The sequence below is a fragment of the Nostoc sp. UHCC 0302 genome, assembly GCF_038096175.1.
GTDB lineage: Bacteria > Cyanobacteriota > Cyanobacteriia > Cyanobacteriales > Nostocaceae > UHCC-0302.
Genome location: NZ_CP151100.1, coordinates 174,617 through 191,287 on the forward strand (window position 1 = coordinate 174,617; position 16,671 = coordinate 191,287).

Here is a 16,671-nt window from a genome sequence, read left to right on the forward strand (position 1 = left end):
TATCTAAAAATTTGGGTTAACTATCAAGTTGGTTGCTGGACTAAAGATAACGAATTGGTGGTTAAACCTTGTAAACAGCAACTTTGTCAGTTTTTTAAACTTAATTTTTCAAATAAATACTAACTTACTACCTGGAGCAATCTAGACTAAATTAAATCCATGTTTTGTAGGACAGTACAACTGAAGCAGACCTTTTAGATGCTGAATATGTAATATTTATTGAATAAAAATTTACTTTTGACAGACGAAGTTATGCTCAATATAGATTTAGAAAGACTTCTTTACACGGTAAAAATAGATTTCCAAACAGAGGTTACTAAAATTGCTGGACAAGTTTTTAGCGACACTCAGTTTCAGTTATCGGCTCGAAAAATCGGCAAGGTTCACGCAGCTTTAGTTGTACCACAAATTTATTTAAAGTCATTACATCAAGACTATCAAAACATTGTTGATAATAATTTGGCTATTACTTTCAAAAGTGGAAACCGTGCTATCGGAAATTTTCAACTGAATTATTTGCCGAAAATAAATATTTTAACTATATCTGGGTATTACAAACAGGGCATGGCTTATCTGTGTTATTCTCCAACGATAGATCCTGATTGGTACGATAGCAGAGGTTATAAAATCGCTCGCCCTGATTGTATTGGAGAAAAGTTTGAGCTGTTAGCGAACAAATTTTATCCATTTTTTGAAGAATTTTTCACAGGCAGATTTTAATTAAACGTATGCCCCTGATGCAAGCCGAAATCCCTTATCAAATTCATCTGTTTTCAGGATTGGTTAAAATAGCTTTGGGTTGATTAGCATTGAATAAAGAAGCAGACAAAAGAATAACCGATTTGTTTGTCTGATTTTCCCCATAATGAATCATTCCAGCAGTTTCAACTAAAAAGTCTCCAACAGTTAGCTGTATAGTTTTCCCTTGCTGAACAATCAATTTTTTGCCGTTAGCTTTTGTTACTTAAGCTTCTCCTTCCACAACAGTATAAGTTAAAGTTCCCGCTTCTACTCGTTCAATCTGCATTCCCGGATGAGTATGAGCAGGTAGCTTTGCTCTTGGCGCGATGGTATAACGTACAAGCTCAAGAACCTGCTTTTGATCTTCAGTCGGATAACCACTCGCTAAAACTTCACGAGTAACAGATTTAGTGTAAGCGTTGGGTGAAGAGGTTTCTTGGCTGTTAACAACTACGCTGCCAAAAGCTAGCATAGCTAAGGGGAGAATCAAAGACAGTTTTTTCATATTATAAGTTTTTTGTTGAGAGTAATTTCATCCCGTCCCGTTGAATTGGACAAGCGTGTTAGATATTATCGCCTAAATACTCTTGATGTTACGTTTGCTCAAAAGGTCTTAGAGTATCCGCGGTGGCGATGAGGAGGTAGAGACAGAAAACGCATTGAGGGGAGAAGCAAGAAAAGTAGTGGCTCGCACCTGCTTGTGGAACACCAGTGTTTGGTAAAGTAATTCTTGCAGCGCTAGCATTTCTAGACAATCCAGAGACATCCCAACTATGAAAATCCTTCATGGCACTTGGATACCAAATACGGAGACTGGCTTTATTGAGTCAGGGTCTTTTTACTTATGGGTAGAAACTTCCGCATTCAAAAAAAGCCGCACTAATGCTCAACGAATTCATCCGGGACATTTGGGGCAAGAGGAATTAATCGCTTTTTTAGTCCAGGAATTAGGAATTAAAGAACCATCAACTCAATTAAGCAAACGCATAGGAGCTAAATACTTTGCTTTGCCAACTATCAATAATCAGCCCTTACCCTCACCAGAATTAATCAAGTATTTAGAAATTGAGTATCCAGAAAGCTATGAATCATTTCAATATTGGCAAGTAGATACTTATGAAACCGTTACCCTCGCCAAAAATGAACAAGCGCTGAACGTTATTAAGTTGCTAAAGGATATTCATTTTTTAGCGCTATACAATGCTGAGACGTTTCAAATGGGTTCTGACCTGTTATTTTGGTATCATTATTCTCAAGCTTTCAAACAAGTAATTACTAAAGACCAATTTATTCCCGCACTAAAATATCGTCAGTTATTACCGAAAAAAACTACTAATAAAAAAGGTAAACAACAGAACTCACAGCCCAATCTGGAAATTTATGCTACCTGGGAAATTATTTCCGAGCAATATGAAGCAAATATTCAAACTTATGTTGACTATATGCCGCTCATTTGTGTGGCAGGTGCAACGAAACATAGCCCGAATATCGAGTTTTTTAGTAAAGAAACATTGTTGCGTCACTTTTCAGAATTTGTACTTGATAATTTAGTGACTCACACGCCGTCTACAGCTGCTTTTGATAAACAGATTGCTGATTCTCTGATTCAATATTGCTTTTATCCTCGTCAGCATAACCCTTTAACAATAAATACTGCCATAGAAGAATATCGGCAATGGTTGGCTTGGAAAACTAAAATTACTCGTACCCAAGCTGACTCACCTTTTCATCTCTGCTTCCAGTTGCACTCCCCCAACGCCGAACAAATAGACAATTGGCAGATTCAATTTTTAGTAGCTAGCAAACAAGACCCTTCCTTCAAGCTGGCGTTGACTGACTACTGGACAGGGAATCAAAAAACTAAAACTAGTATACATAAGAATTTTGGCAAAGATTTTGAAACTAATTTGTTGTTAAATTTAGGGTATGCAGCACGAATGTATCCTAAGCTGTGGCAAGGGTTAGAGACAGAGCGCCCAACAGCAATGCAGCTGACTTTAGAAGAAGCGTTCGACTTCCTCAAAGAAAGTGCTTGGGTGTTAGAAGATTCCGGATTTAAGGTGATTGTACCTTCTTGGTATACTCCTGCTGGTCGTCGTCGTGCCAAAATTCGTTTGAAAGCATCTACTCGTAAACTAGCAGCAACTAAGGGAGAAACAAAAAGCTATTTCGGCTTAGATTCACTGGTGCAGTATCAGCATGAATTAGCAATTGGAGAACAAGTTGTCACACCTATGGAGTGGGAACAACTGATTAACGCTAAAGCTCCTTTAGTGCATTTTCGCGGTCAATGGATGGAACTTGACCGAGAGAAAATGCAACAGTTAATTGAATTTTGGCACTCTCATGGGGATGAACAACCCCAAATGACTTTACTGGAGTTTTTGCAACGCAGTGCTGAAGCATCGGTGAGAGGTTAGAATAAAGTAAATTTTGTCAATCAGTTAAAATACTCAAAAAAACTTTAATGAAAATGATAATCGTGCGTGGGGGAGGGGAAGGAGGCGAGCGACACTCGCCTCCTTCCTCTCTATTTGATTATCATTATCTATAAGTTTTTAACGGCTAAAATGTGAGGCAAAAAAGTATTGTAACGAGAGAATAAATTTTTCAAAAGTGAGTTTCATTATTATTGTAAATTCAGTAATCAAATGCGGTAATGAAAAGTGCTTGTTGACTACTATGCCCAAAGCTGCAAAACGAAACTCCGACCACGCGCAAAAGCATAATACTCCTACCATAGATAATGAAGCGATTGCGTCGCATTTAGAAGAGTTACTAACTCCAGCTATCTTTGCTCAACAAAAATACTATAAGCAGTTAGGTTTACGAGATAGAATTATCAACCTATCCTTCATGGTAGCAGCAGTATTAACTTTATTGTGGCGACAAGTTCCTGGAGTTCAAGAATTAACAAGGCTTTTAGCAAGAGAAGATTTATTGTGGTGTCGTTCTAGAATAATTGCTCAACAATCTCTTTCTGAAAGATTTTTAGTATTCCCATCTGAATTATTTGAGCGAGTATTTAAAGATTTACTACCTCAGTTACAACTTAATTGGCAACGACGGCTGAAGCGACCACTTCCTGATAGTGTTAAATTTGCACTTCTTAATTTTGAACGAATTTGGATAGCTGACGGGTCTACATTAGAAGCCTTATTCCGAAAGCTAAAAAGCCTAGAAGACTTGAAAACAGGTCAATTAGCAGGAAAGATTTGTACAGTTATTGATTTAGTCAATCGCTTACCTATTGAAGTTTGGTTTCACACTAATCCTGCTGCATCAGAAACTAACTTTGAAGCTCCATTGCTGAAACTACTACCTGCTAAAACTCTGATCTTACTTGATAGAGGTTTTTATCATTTCCACTTTTTACAACAACTCATTAACCAAGAAGTTCATTTTATTACTCGTTTAAAAGCCAAAGCATCTATTAAGTACTTAAAAATTTTCAGCTATGACCATTCAGTTAAAGACCGATTGATTCAACTTGGAACTGTTCGTCGTGGTGCACCAGTGCTTACTTTACGTTTAATAGAAATTAAGGTTGGTAAAACTAGCTATTCTTATATTACTTCTGTCCTCGACCCACAAATCTTACCTCCTTACGTTGTCGCAGATTTATATCGCCGAAGATGGAGAGTTGAAGAAGCTTTTTACGTGGTCAAGCGTTTATTGGGACTGTCATATTTATGGACTGGTTCTATTAATGGTGTGAAGTTACAAGTGTGGGCAACTTGGCTCTTTTATGCAGTATTGGTTGACTTGGGAGATGCGGTTGCAGACGAATTATCTTTGCCATTTGACCGCATTTCTTTAGAGATGATTTTTCGTGGTTTATATCATTTTAGTGTCGCCTATGATAAAGGTAAGGCGGATGACCCAATTAAGTACTTCGCTGCCAAAGAAAATCAAGATTTAGGAGTAGTTAAAGCCCTGCGAAAACCAGTCTCCAAGCTGGATTTATCGCCTTTTCCCGCACCCTCTTGACAAAAGTGCAATCACTCTAACCTCTCACTGATGGTGCTGAAGTGGGAGAAGAATGGGAAATTGAACATGATGAAACTTTGGCAGACTTGCTCTGGAAACTACAAGATAAAAGTCGCTTAGAACCGATTGGTCAACTTGATAATCTGCAAGGCACTCTCCGAGAATATCAAAAACGCGGTGTTTCTTGGCTTGAGTATTTGGAACGTTTAGGATTAAATGGTTGTTTAGCGGACGATATGGGATTAGGAAAATCGGCACAGGTTATTGCCCGATTAGTGCAGGAGAAAAATGCACAACAGTCTCACTTCCCAACACTATTAATTGCACCTACTTCCGTAGTTGGCAACTGGTACAAAGAAATTGCCAAGTTTGCGCCTCATTTGAAAGCAATGGTACATCATGGCAGCACAAGATTACAAAATTCCGTAGATTTCAAAGCTGCCTGTCTACAACATGATATCGTAATTAGCTCTTTTTCCTTAGCTCGCAAAGATGAGAAGTTACTAGGTAGTATTGAATGGCAACGCTTAGTATTGGATGAAGCACAAAATATTAAAAATCCGAAAGCAGCCCAAACCAAAGCTATTCTCAAATTAAAAGCGAAACACAGACTGGCATTAACAGGTACTCCTGTAGAAAACCGCTTACTGGATTTGTGGTCAATTTTTAACTTTCTCAATCCCGGTTATTTAGGTAAAGAGGCGCAGTTTCGTAAATCTTTCGAGACTCCAATTCAAAAAGACAATGACCCAGCCAAATCAACTATTCTTAAAAAGCTCGTAGAGCCTTTAATTTTACGTAGAGTCAAAACGGATCAATCTATCATCAATGATTTACCTGATAAAGTTGAACAAAAGCTCTACACTAACTTGACTAAAGAACAAGCGTCACTTTATGAAGTAGTTGTCCTAGATGTAGAAAAACAATTGCAATCAACAGAGGGCATTCAACGCAAAGGATTGATTCTTTCCACCCTAATGAAACTCAAGCAGATTTGTAACCATCCAGCACAGTTTCTCCAAGATGGAAGTGAATTCTCCCCTGAGCGTTCCCACAAGCTCAGTCGTTTAGTATCTATGGTAGAAGAAGCAATTTCCGAAGGAGAAAGTTTACTTATATTTAGTCAATTTACTGAGGTGGGTGATAACATACTCAAGTATATAAAACACAATTTACATTGTAATGCTTATTATTTGCATGGTGGCACTAGTCGTCCGCGTCGGGAACAAATGATTACTGAGTTTCAAGACCCGAATACAGAACCATCTGTTTTTATACTTTCATTAAAGGCAGGTGGTGTTGGCATTACTCTTACTAAAGCCAACCATGTCTTTCACTTTGACCGTTGGTGGAACCCAGCAGTTGAAGACCAAGCAACTGACCGTGCTTTCCGTATCGGGCAAAAGAAAAATGTTTTTGTTCATAAATTTGTTGCTATTGGAACTTTAGAAGAAAGAATTGACCAAATGATTGAAGATAAGAAAAAGCTCTCTTCTGCTGTTGTAGGCAACGATGAATCATGGCTAACAGAGTTAGATAACGAAGCCTTTCAGCAATTGATATCATTGAACAAGAGCGCTATTTTGGAGTAAATAATATGGCGAAATTCAGCCGGACTTGGTGGGGCGATCGCTTTATTCAAGCACTAGAAGCTTTTACTGATGATAACCGACTCAAAAGAGGACGTTCTTATGCTAGCGGCGGCAAGGTAAAAAGCTTTGAAATTGAGCTAAATAAAATTACTGCTAAAGTCAAAGGTTCAGTTAACCCCTACTTTGGAGTTTATAAAGAACCAACTTACAATATAACAATTGAGATTACACCAATTTCCAATACGCGTTGGAGTCAAGTCATCCCAAAACTTTCATCTAAAGCTAGCATTGTCTCTCGTCTTTTACTAAATGAAGTTCCAGAAAATATTGAAGATACTTTTTCCGCTTTAGGACTGCACTTATTACCTCATAGTAGTAAGGACTTTCAAACCAAATGTTCTTGTCCAGATTATGCTAATCCCTGCAAACATATTGCTGGAGTTTACTATTTAGTAGCCTCACAACTTGATAATAATCCTTTTTTGTTATTTGAATTACGGGGATTATCAAAAGCAGAACTTCAGTCTAAATTAGCTGAGTCTCCCTTGGGGAAAGCTTTATCTGAAGAACTAAATGCTAAAGAAATTGCTTTAGACTCCTCTACTTCACTTTACACTAAACTAGAAAAGCAATCTCTTAGCCAAATGCCAAATGCTAGGGAGTTTTGGTTAGGGACAAAGCGCTTACCCTCAACTATAGAAGTTGCACCTATAAGCAGTGTCTCAGCAATTTTAATTAAAAAACAAGGTGATTTTCCTGATTTTTGGCATAATGATGCTTCCTTTATTGAAACGATGGAAGAACTCTATCAGCGAGTGAAAACCAAAAATCAGAACTTGATTTAAATTCTTATATAGTAATTAAGGCAATAAAAGTAATTGCGGCTTATGTCCCATCGCTTAGCTAAGTTCTTTTGACATTGACTTAAGTACTGTGACAGTGATATTTTAAACTTTAAACTTATATACAAGGTGACTTGCGCCTGGAGAGTCTGTAAAAAAGGGTGTAAATCAATTTCCTTTGAGTTATCTCTCAGCCCTATTTTTTGAAAGTGCCAACGCAATGATTTGCTACAACATAAATAAATCTATTAGAGCCAATCACAATTTGCAGATAGTATTTCTCATTGACTTAGTAATATCAATAATCGGTGTTGCTCAAGTAAAAAATCAATCGCGGTTTATACCGCAATCTAAACAACGCATACAAACAGAAAAAGCTGCTAAAACTTTGAATTAAAGTGCTGAGGTTTGAGTTGAGAGGAGATACCCGTAAGCGCTTTCTAACAAGTCAAGCAGTCTCCTGGCAGTTGATCATCCAGGGAATACCAAATTGATCAACCAACATCCCAAAGCGAACAGACCAGAAGGTTTGAGCAATCGGCATCTTCACTTTTCCTTTTTCTGCCAGGACATAGAAGACACGTTCTGCTTCTGCTGGCTCGTCAACGCTGATTTGTACATAGAAGCCTTGGGGTGTTTCAAAATACCCAGGCGGGCTGTCAGACCCCATCAAGAGGCGATCGCCTAGTTCAAGGCAGACGTGCATAATTTTGTCATGCCAATCGGCAGGTATATGTTCTGCTGTAGGAGCATCCCCATGAGTGAGCATCATCACGATTTTGCCGCCTAGACATTGTTCGTAGAATTTGAATGCCGTTTCACAGGTGCCGTTAAAATTGAGATAAGAATTGATTTTCATGTGTGTTGTTTTGATTACTTCATGATTGAGTTAATTCATGGGTTGAGCGTGAATACGGCTTGAGAGGTATGTGGATCAAATGGAACAGAGATATGTTCATGTAGAATCTGCCATTCGCCTTGATTATGCTGGCAAACAGCAGTGATCCGCATCCATGTTTGCATTGCCGGATGCTCTACTTCCATTGCTGTAAAGTGTGAGAGCCAGTGGGCAACCGCCAAGTCGTCATTGACTGTAATGTTGAGGTCTCGTGTTTCTATCTCAAAGGAGTCCGGGAAATAAGGCAAGCATTCTGGCCACATTTGGCGTAACGCTTCTTTCCCGTTTGTTTGGAATGGAGTAGAACTTACGCATTGACAAACAGAACGAAAAGTGCATAAAGAGAATGTAGAAAAATATCAGCGATCGCTAGCTGATAGAGGCATGAAAAACAGATAATTTACCTGTCTGTGTTTAGGGTTCGGACAATCAGAGCAATTACTAAACCATCAACCGCTAAATCCCGGATTTCTCACAAGTGAGAAAAAATCATTGAGATGAGTAAAACTTAAAGTAAATTATTTTATACAACACTAAACTATAATCAACAACAGATTATGACAACGTGTAAACCGAAACTACAAAGACAAATATGATACATTCTAAACAATAAATACTAAAGCAAAGATTATTGAAAATGATAAATAGACAGCCTAAAGCTAGGGTTAAATCAATGAAATCTACCCAAGTTAAAGCTAATAACTATAATTCCAATTAGCTGAAAATCAACCAGAACAGTTTAGCCGAGATAAATAGCTGTAAGCTGTTGCAAAAATATTCTTGTATGGACAATCTCTACTAATAGCGATTAAAATATATCGGCTATTAACAGTAATAACGGCTCCCAATTTCAGTAACTTTGTACGAACAGTTCCAACAGTAGCATTTTTGAGTTCGCTTGTTGTTAAACATTGCTCTCGAGAGCGTTTATCAAAATATAAGCAACAGAAGAAAACCACAGACGTAGTTGATTTCCAGCAAATGTATGAGTACTAGTTCTATCACTTTTTAGTGATAACTTCTGTTCTTTTAAACGATTCTCCATATCACCTCGTGGGCAATACTTCTGGGTATAAAGTCGTCCTGGAGGCACTAATTTAGTAGGGAGTGAAGTGACAACAAAACGAGTACTTACCCCTGACTTACTATACTCAATTTTTGAGACAACACGGCGATTACGGCTCCAAGATTTTAAAGTTTTATAATCAAGCGAACAATACCAAACTGAGTTATCAACAAAGGCTGCTGCTTGTTTTTTCAAGTCATCTGACGGAGTAAATAAAGTTTCAAAAAACTCTACTACAGTTTCCAGTTTTTGCGAATATTCAAGATAAGCCCGGTATTGGGTTGGTTGGGATAGTTGAATTAACCGACTATTCTGGGCTAACCCAAAGACATAATCTACTCCAACTTGAGATTCACACCAACTCATAATATCTTCTCTCGAATACGCACTATCTCCACGTACAATAATTTTCACATTATCCCAACGTAAACGTATTAGTTTTATTACTCGTTGCAATTCTGATAATGCACCCGACGCTGGATCTACATTAGAAGCACGAAGCTTTGCTGCAATTAAATGTTTACCGCAGAAAATATAAAGTGGAGCATAACAATATCCTCTATAATAAGGGTTAAAAAACACTTCTTCTTGATTGCCATGCACTAAATCATCAGTCACGTCCAAGTCTAAAATTATCTGTCGTGGTGCTTTGGAGTAGGATTCTAAAAATATTTCAACTAATAATTTCTCTATAGCTTCTGCATCATGTCCAATGCGATGATATCGACTTGATGCTCTTGATTCAACAGTTTCTGGACAGTGTTCGATACGATTTAAAGTGCTTTTACCTGCTAGGACTGGTAGTTCTTTTTCTGAACCCATTATTTTCCCTAGCGCCAGGATAAACATTGGATCGTGACGCAGTTCCTCGTGGTCGTTTAAGTCTTCATAACCCATTATCAAACCATATATTCTCTGCGTGATTAGGCTTTCTACTGAATGGTCAATTCTATTGGAATCTCGGTAATCTTTAAAACATCTTGCTACTCGCGATGTAATTTCTCTTTTTCGGTCTAGCTCCGCAATTAAAGTCAATCCTGCATCTGATGTTACCCTCTCACCCTTGAAATTAACTACGACTGGACATGATTTAACTTGTTCAAATTTGAACTGTTCCGGTATACAATCTGTTTTCTGAGGGGTCATGCTTAAAACTGCTGGAATTCATGTGCAATAGATATTTTGGCAGTTTTTGACTCCTCTTTTCTCCGGCTTTGTGAGAAATCCGGGTAAATGTGACCTGAATACTTATACTCTGTTTCTACTAGCAGAATCAAAGTATCCAGGTTGCACACGTCTGGCAGAAATAATGAAAGATTTGTCTCATGATAGCGTCAATAGATTTTTGCTACGTGAGCAGTACGAACCCAAGGACTTATTTGAAGAAATTAAGGCAAATATCAATTTAATTGGAGGTACTTTAAGCGGAGATGATACAGTAATTGATCAGCCTCATAGTGATCCAAAAATAACAGAATTAATTGGTTACTATTATTCAGGAAGGCATCATCGCGCCGTCAAAGGAATTCAGTTAATTACCTTATATTACACGGATTTATCAGGTAAGTCTGTACCGATAAATTATCGCATTTATAACAAACAGGAGAACAAGACTAAAAATGATTATTTACGAGAGATGATTGCGGAGGTTATGACTTGGGGATTAAGTCCAAAAACAGTAACTACTGACAGTTGGTATTCGAGCCAGAAAAACCTAAAGTTCTTTAGAGACAAGGGATTGGGGTTTTTAACTGGCATAGCAAAAAATCGTTCATGTTCAGTTGATGGTAAGAATTTCGCTCAAGTTCAAAATCTAGAAATCCCCGAATCGGGTTTAATAGTATATCTGAAAAATTTTGGTCAGGTGAAGGTATTTCGGAGAAGTTTCAAAAACGTTCGCGTAGCGTCTCGAAGAGAAGCTTACAGATATTACATTATGTACCTTTCTGAAAAGGACGCACTCTTTTCAATCTCTATAAAAGAATTTAAGGAATTACATTCGATACATTGGGGAATTGAGTGTTACCACAGAGCTATTAAACAAGTATGTGGTATAGGTCATTTTATGGTGAGAACAACTGAGGCAATTAAAACTCATTTTTTTAGTGCTATCAGAGCTTTTACACAATTAGAATTAATGCGGGCAGAAGAGTTAATTGAAAATTGGTATGAAATCCAAAGAAATTTATCTCTTCAAGTGGCTCGTGACTTTATCTTGTCACACCTAACGCAAGAATTAACCTTGTCTGCATAGTATCAGTTCTGTGTCAATGCGTAGGTTCTAGTAAAAATCGCGATCACCTCCATTTATCGCGCCGAGTGGGGTCGGATTGTTGCCACGCTCATGGGGCTGGTTGGGGATTTCGATGTGGCTGAAGAGGCGGCACAAGAAGCTTTTAGTGCTGCGGTGAATCAGTGGCAGTCTACAGGTATTCCCGATCTCCCCTGTGCGTGGATTATTAAAGCAGCGCGATACAAAGCCATTGATCGCCTGCGACGCCGGACGCGGCTAACAGAAAAATTAGAATGGTACACTGCATCTGGGTTAATCCCAATGAGCCAGGAGCCAACCTACGACAGCGATGAAATTCCAGATGATCGGCTGCGGTTGATCTTCACTTGCTGTCATCCCGCATTGTCCATTGAGGCGCAGGTCTTGCGGGGCTACAAAAAGGGCTAGGATGCAGATAAAATAAGCCTCATAGCTCTTTCTCCTTGTTTATAATACTTACGCTTATTAGGAGTTAGTGTCATTAACTCAGCCACCAATTCATAAGAATTTTCCATGAAATCGACCCAGTTAGACCCATATAATCCAATATAAAAACTGCTATGACGGCGAATTGTTCTTCCAGATTCTTTAATTCTGCCTACATATTTTTGAACACCCATGCGTTTAATTTTTTGACCAGATATAGTTGCAGCCGTATATGCAAGTGAGATTAATAATATTAGGGAAATTAGCCTTTGACCTGATACATTAGTATCTTCTAAATTATACCCACCGCTCTTAAAATCTCTAAACATCTCTTCAATATCAAAACGTTGTTTATAAGCCTTAATAGCCGAATCTAAGCTATCTAAATTAGTTAGGATAAACCAGCCTTCCTCCGGCGCAACTCCAAAACGTTTACGTTTCCATTTACCAGCAAGATTAAAGCTAATAAATCCTGTAGACTTTGTATATTTAATACCTTGATAAAAGAAAGAAAGTCCAGGTGCTAAACCTGAATTTTTTAATTGCAGCCAAATTTCTGGTTCTATTTCTATAAAAGCATCTTTTTTTATGCGTAAACAGAAGTAGACTTTCTGCTCTGCGAGCCAGTTAGCCAACTTTATCGAACAAAATTCCCGGTCTCCTAACACTACAGTTTTATAATCCTTGAGAATCGGTAATGCTTTCTTAAATACTGCTTCTTGTTCATCAAAATTGCTTGAACCCAACTTATTTAATAGCTCAAAATATATTGGAATAGACCTCTTGTCCCAAACTACGCTAATCATTAATAAATTAATGCATCCCCAATTAGTCCGATCTATAACTACATAAACAACTTCAGTTAAAGGAAAATTTATTTCTAGCCAACTTCTAACTATGGGAAACCAAATCTCTTCAATATTGATGTAGTTTAAAGATAAAAACCGCTGAATTCTTTTCCTTCTACTTTCAAATAGTATTGGTATTGGTAAAGCAGTCGCTAGCGCCTCAAGGCTAACAGTTTTAATAGATTGTAATAAATAAATGAGGAGTTTTAGTAATAAGTATTCAGTACGTCCAAGCTCTCGCTTGAGGTGTGTCTCGTAAAATTCAGGTAATATTATCATTAAATAGAGCTTATTGCGAATGAATGCTCTTTTTGTTTTACCATAAATTGCTACACTACTTGCCATGAATCTATTTCAGGGTATTTTGTATCCCCTCAAGGGCGCAGGTTGCTTTGCTTGAGGGGGGACAAAAAGGGCTAGGATGCAGATAAAATAAGCCTCATAGCCCTTTCTCCTTGTTGATAATACTTACGCTTATTAGGAGCTAGTCTCATTAACTCAGCCACCAATTCATAAGAATTTTCCATGAAATTGACCCAGTTAGACCCATATAATCCAATATAAAAACTACTATGACGACGAACTGTCCGCCCAGATTCTTTAATTCGTCCAACATATTTTTGAATACCCATACGTTTAATTTTTTGACCAGATATAGTTGCAGCCGTGTATGCAAGTGAAATTAATAATATTAGGGAAATTAGCCTTTGTCCTGATACATTAGTATCTTCTAAGTTATAACCACCACTCTTAAAATCTCTAAACATTTCTTCAATGTCAAAACGTTGTTTATAAGCCTTAATAGCCGAATCTAAATCATCTAAATTAGTCAGGATAAACCAACCTTCCTCCGGCGCAACTCCAAAACGTTTACGTTTCCATTTACCAGCAAGATTAAAGCTAACAAGCCCTTGAGACTTAGTATATTTAATACCTTGGTAAAAAAAGGAAAGACCAGGTGCTAAACCCAAATCTCTTAGTTGCAGCCAAATTTCTGGTTCTATTTCTATAAATGCGTCCTTTTTTAAGCGTAAACAGAAATATACTTTCTGCTCTGTGAGCCAGAAAGCGGCGCTTTATTGAACAAAATTCGCGGTCTCCTAACACAACAGTTTTATAATTATTAAAAAGCGGCAATGCTTTTTTGAATACTGCTTCTTGTTCATCAAAATTGCTTGAACCCAATTTGTCTAATAGCTTAAAATATATTGGGATAGACCTTTTATCCCAAACCACACTAATCATTAACAGATTAATACACCCCCAGTTAGTCCGGTCAATTACTAAATAAATAACTTCATTTAAGGGGAAATTTATTTCTAGCCAACTTCTAGCTATGGGAAACCAAATCTCTTCAATATTGATGTAATTTAAAGATAAAAACCGCTGAATCCTTCTCCTTCTACTTTCAAATAGTATTGGTATTGGTAAAGCAGTCGCTAGCGCCTCAAGGCTAACAGTTTTAATAGATTGTAATAAATAAATGAGGAGTTTTAGTAATAAGTATTCAGTACGTCCAAGTTCTCGCTTGAGGTGTGTCTCGTAGAATTCCGGTAATATTATCATTAAATAGAGCTTATTGCGAATGAATGCTCTTTTTGTTTTACCATAAATTGCTACACTCATTACCCTGTATCTATTTCAGGGTATTTCGTCCCCCCTCAAGGTTGCTTTGACACTGCGGATGCTGGGCGGACTTGAGACGGATGAAATTGCGCGGGCGTTTCTCGTACCCACGGCAACGATGGCGCAACGGCTGGTGCGTGCCAAGCGCAAGATTCGTGATGCAGGTATTCCCTATAAAGTGCCAGACATGGCCGAGCTGTCTGTACGGGTAGAGGCAGTGTTGACAGTAATCTATCTCATTTTCAACGAAGGCTACGCAGCGACAAGAGGCGAGATAATGGTGAGAGCTGACCTCTGTACAGAAGCTATTCGCCTAGGTCGCCTCGTAAGGATGTTGATGGCACCACAGCCACCAGCAGAAGTGACTGCACTCCTTGCGCTGATGTTACTGCACGACTCGCGCCGCGATGCCCGTCTTGATGAAGCTGGCGATCTTGTCTTGCTCGAAGATCAAGATCGTAGTCGCTGGAACCAACAGCAAATTTCTGAGGCACTGCCAATGGTCGAGGAGGCACTGCGGGGCGGAACTGGCCCATTTGCAGTGCAAGCAGCGATCGCAGCACTACATTGTCAGGCAACACGGGCGCAAGAAACAGACTGGTTGCAGATTGTCCGCCTCTATGATTTGCTCGAACGCTTACAGCCCTCACCAATCATATCGCTCAACCGTGCGGTGGCAATCTCAATGGTAGACAGTCCTCAAACGGCGCTTGGACTCATTGATGGGCTTGCCTCCCAGCTTGATGGCTACCATTTATTTTACGCTGCGCGTGCCGAGCTACTACGCCGTATTGGAGCCTACCAAGAAGCTGCACAGAGCTACACGCTAGCCCTCGCGCTGGTCACTAATGACAGCGAACGTCGCTTTTTGGAGCATCGCCTGCGCGAAGTTCAGTCCCAATGTCCAGCATCGCCGGACACAGGTACAAATTATTGACTAGGTATATCTTGTGCAGGCATGGAGTAAACTACCCCACACAATTCTAAAAAGAATCGACCACATTTATCTCTCAGTATATGATTTTTTTGGGGAGACATTCTACGACTTGGTGATGCGGAAGCTCGGACAACACAAGGGTGATAAGGTTATTACTGAAGAACCACACACTTATTACTTCAGTCTGCGATTTCAATTGACAATTCCATTTGCAAGGTCAGCATAAAAACCTTGCCAGGAGACAGGATATCCTAAAATGACTACATAATAAAGGATGTAGCTATTTATGGTAAAACAATTAGGCACATGATTTTAGGGGAATGCGAATAGAGGTAAGACTAATTCGCGGTCAAGATAACATAATTGTGGAAGCAGATTTAGTAAAACTTGCACAAAAGCACGTCGATGATTATATTTCCAGATGGAAAGACAAATTAACATTGTACGAACAAGAAGATAAATTTTGGGACTGGGAGTTTAAACTTCAATTTGTGATTAACAGGCAACCAAATCGTGAAGGCTATGCAATTGAGTATGAAGGCGAAACTCAAGGTCTGATGCTGATTGAAACTCAAATGCATGGTTCAAGACTGGTTGAAGGTAAGCGGTTAGTATATATTGATGGTATTGCTTCTGCACCAAGTAATCGGCAAATTCTCCAACGTCCACCACGGCTTAAAGGTGTTGGTAGCGTACTCTTGGCATTTGCCAGAACCCGTAGCATTGAACTAGGTTATGAGGGACGAGTTGGCTTACATTCATTACCAGGGGTAGAAAAATTTTATGAATCCCAAGGCATGATTGATTTAGGTGAAGACGAAGATTACGATGATTTAGTTTATTTTGAATATGGAGTTCGTCGTTCTCCCACATAAGGTATTAAAGGTAAATAAATGGCTCAGCAACAACCTAATTACAATGAAAGTACCTTGAATCAAGAAAATGCACTAAACTCAATAGATTTATTATTTGATGAAGAATGGTTACGAAAAGCTGTTATGGATGAGGAGCAAGTTAATAGTAACATTGGTGCTGGATTAGACTGGGGTTCGGCATTTGGCGAGCTAATTCTCAACCCCGAACTTTTAGGACGTTTCACAACTTTACGTATTTCTTTAAATAAAGAAGTGCGATTATTATTAAATAATTGGAATTTAGGAACAGCTACTAAAATTGCTTGTCAAACTGCTAAAGAGAGATTGCTTCAAAAATTCCGATTACCTAACCCAGAAGAGAGAAAATATATCCTCGCTACTTTAGTCAAAGATGAACTTTATGAGCAAGAATTTATTGAGAATCGAGAAATCTTGAGAGAGTTACTTGGATTATTATTAAAACAAGAAGATTGGGAAACTATTGCAGCCGTTGCTGCTGATTGTTTAAAAGAGCAAATTATGCATCAAGTGTCCATTGAAAGAATTTCGGCATAAATT

11 protein-coding genes and 6 pseudogenes are annotated in these 16,671 nt (G+C 38.5%); 10 read left to right on the top strand and 7 right to left on the bottom strand.

Annotated features, from left to right (window positions below; translation table 11 throughout):
• Positions 1 to 237 precede the first annotated feature (237 nt).
• Positions 238 to 720, top strand: a complete 483-nt coding sequence (locus WKK05_RS37285) for a hypothetical protein (protein WP_341531628.1) — start codon at positions 238 to 240, stop codon at positions 718 to 720.
• 43 nt (positions 721 to 763) lie between these two features.
• On the opposite strand, the gene WKK05_RS37290 is transcribed toward WKK05_RS37285, so the two are convergent.
• Both WKK05_RS37290 and WKK05_RS37295 read right to left on the bottom strand, forming a co-directional pair.
• Entirely contained in the window at positions 764 to 940 is a 177-nt protein-coding gene (locus tag WKK05_RS37290; protein ID WP_341531629.1) for a hypothetical protein, read from the bottom strand.
• 24 nt (positions 941 to 964) lie between these two features.
• A complete protein-coding gene (locus WKK05_RS37295) occupies positions 965 to 1,246 on the bottom strand; it encodes a hypothetical protein (RefSeq protein ID WP_341531630.1) in 282 nt (93 codons plus the stop codon).
• A 268-nt stretch (positions 1,247 to 1,514) separates the two neighbouring features.
• On the opposite strand from WKK05_RS37295, the gene WKK05_RS37300 reads away from it, so the two are divergent.
• From WKK05_RS37300 to WKK05_RS37315, 4 genes and pseudogenes are all read left to right on the top strand, one after another.
• Positions 1,515 to 3,161, top strand: coding sequence for an SNF2 helicase-associated domain-containing protein (locus WKK05_RS37300; protein WP_341531631.1), 1,647 nt, complete (start codon positions 1,515 to 1,517; stop codon positions 3,159 to 3,161).
• A gap of 262 nt (positions 3,162 to 3,423) precedes the next feature.
• Positions 3,424 to 4,731, top strand: a complete 1,308-nt coding sequence (locus tag WKK05_RS37305) for an IS4 family transposase (protein ID WP_341531632.1) — start codon at positions 3,424 to 3,426, stop codon at positions 4,729 to 4,731.
• A gap of 35 nt (positions 4,732 to 4,766) precedes the next feature.
• Positions 4,767 to 6,323 (top strand): annotated as a pseudogene (locus WKK05_RS37310) (DEAD/DEAH box helicase); the annotation flags it as partial.
• Between the two features lie 5 nt (positions 6,324 to 6,328).
• Positions 6,329 to 7,168: an SWIM zinc finger family protein gene (locus WKK05_RS37315; RefSeq protein WP_341531633.1), complete on the top strand. Its 840-nt coding sequence runs from the start codon at positions 6,329 to 6,331 to the stop codon at positions 7,166 to 7,168.
• A 445-nt stretch (positions 7,169 to 7,613) separates the two neighbouring features.
• Here the strand turns inward: WKK05_RS37315 and WKK05_RS37320 are convergent, their stop codons facing one another.
• From WKK05_RS37320 to WKK05_RS37330, 3 genes and pseudogenes are all read right to left on the bottom strand, one after another.
• Positions 7,614 to 8,024: a VOC family protein gene (locus tag WKK05_RS37320; RefSeq protein WP_341531634.1), complete on the bottom strand. Its 411-nt coding sequence runs from the start codon at positions 8,022 to 8,024 to the stop codon at positions 7,614 to 7,616.
• A gap of 35 nt (positions 8,025 to 8,059) precedes the next feature.
• Positions 8,060 to 8,371: pseudogene (locus tag WKK05_RS37325) on the bottom strand (nuclear transport factor 2 family protein); the annotation flags it as partial.
• A 417-nt stretch (positions 8,372 to 8,788) separates the two neighbouring features.
• Positions 8,789 to 10,275, bottom strand: a pseudogene (locus WKK05_RS37330) (IS1380 family transposase).
• 163 nt (positions 10,276 to 10,438) lie between these two features.
• On the opposite strand from WKK05_RS37330, the gene WKK05_RS37335 reads away from it, so the two are divergent.
• Entirely contained in the window at positions 10,439 to 11,383 is a 945-nt protein-coding gene (locus WKK05_RS37335; protein ID WP_341531635.1) for a transposase, read from the top strand.
• A 36-nt stretch (positions 11,384 to 11,419) separates the two neighbouring features.
• Positions 11,420 to 11,785, top strand: a pseudogene (locus tag WKK05_RS37340) (sigma factor); the annotation flags it as partial.
• Positions 11,786 to 11,805: 20 nt separating this feature from the next.
• On the opposite strand, the gene WKK05_RS37345 reads toward WKK05_RS37340, so the two are convergent.
• The gene (locus WKK05_RS37345; protein ID WP_341531640.1) at positions 11,806 to 12,948 is read right to left on the bottom strand and encodes an IS4 family transposase; all 1,143 of its coding nucleotides are present in this window, start codon (positions 12,946 to 12,948) and stop codon (positions 11,806 to 11,808) included.
• Between the two features lie 143 nt (positions 12,949 to 13,091).
• Positions 13,092 to 14,235, bottom strand: a pseudogene (locus tag WKK05_RS37350) (IS4 family transposase).
• A 103-nt stretch (positions 14,236 to 14,338) separates the two neighbouring features.
• Here WKK05_RS37350 and WKK05_RS37355 point away from each other — a divergent pair.
• The 3 genes and pseudogenes from WKK05_RS37355 to WKK05_RS37365 form a co-directional block, all read left to right on the top strand.
• A pseudogene (locus WKK05_RS37355) lies at positions 14,339 to 15,238 on the top strand (DUF6596 domain-containing protein); the annotation flags it as partial.
• Positions 15,239 to 15,558: 320 nt separating this feature from the next.
• The gene (locus WKK05_RS37360; RefSeq protein ID WP_341531636.1) at positions 15,559 to 16,113 is read left to right on the top strand and encodes a GNAT family N-acetyltransferase; all 555 of its coding nucleotides are present in this window, start codon (positions 15,559 to 15,561) and stop codon (positions 16,111 to 16,113) included.
• Positions 16,114 to 16,131: 18 nt separating this feature from the next.
• Positions 16,132 to 16,668, top strand: a complete 537-nt coding sequence (locus WKK05_RS37365) for a hypothetical protein (RefSeq protein WP_341531637.1) — start codon at positions 16,132 to 16,134, stop codon at positions 16,666 to 16,668.
• Positions 16,669 to 16,671 lie beyond the last annotated feature (3 nt).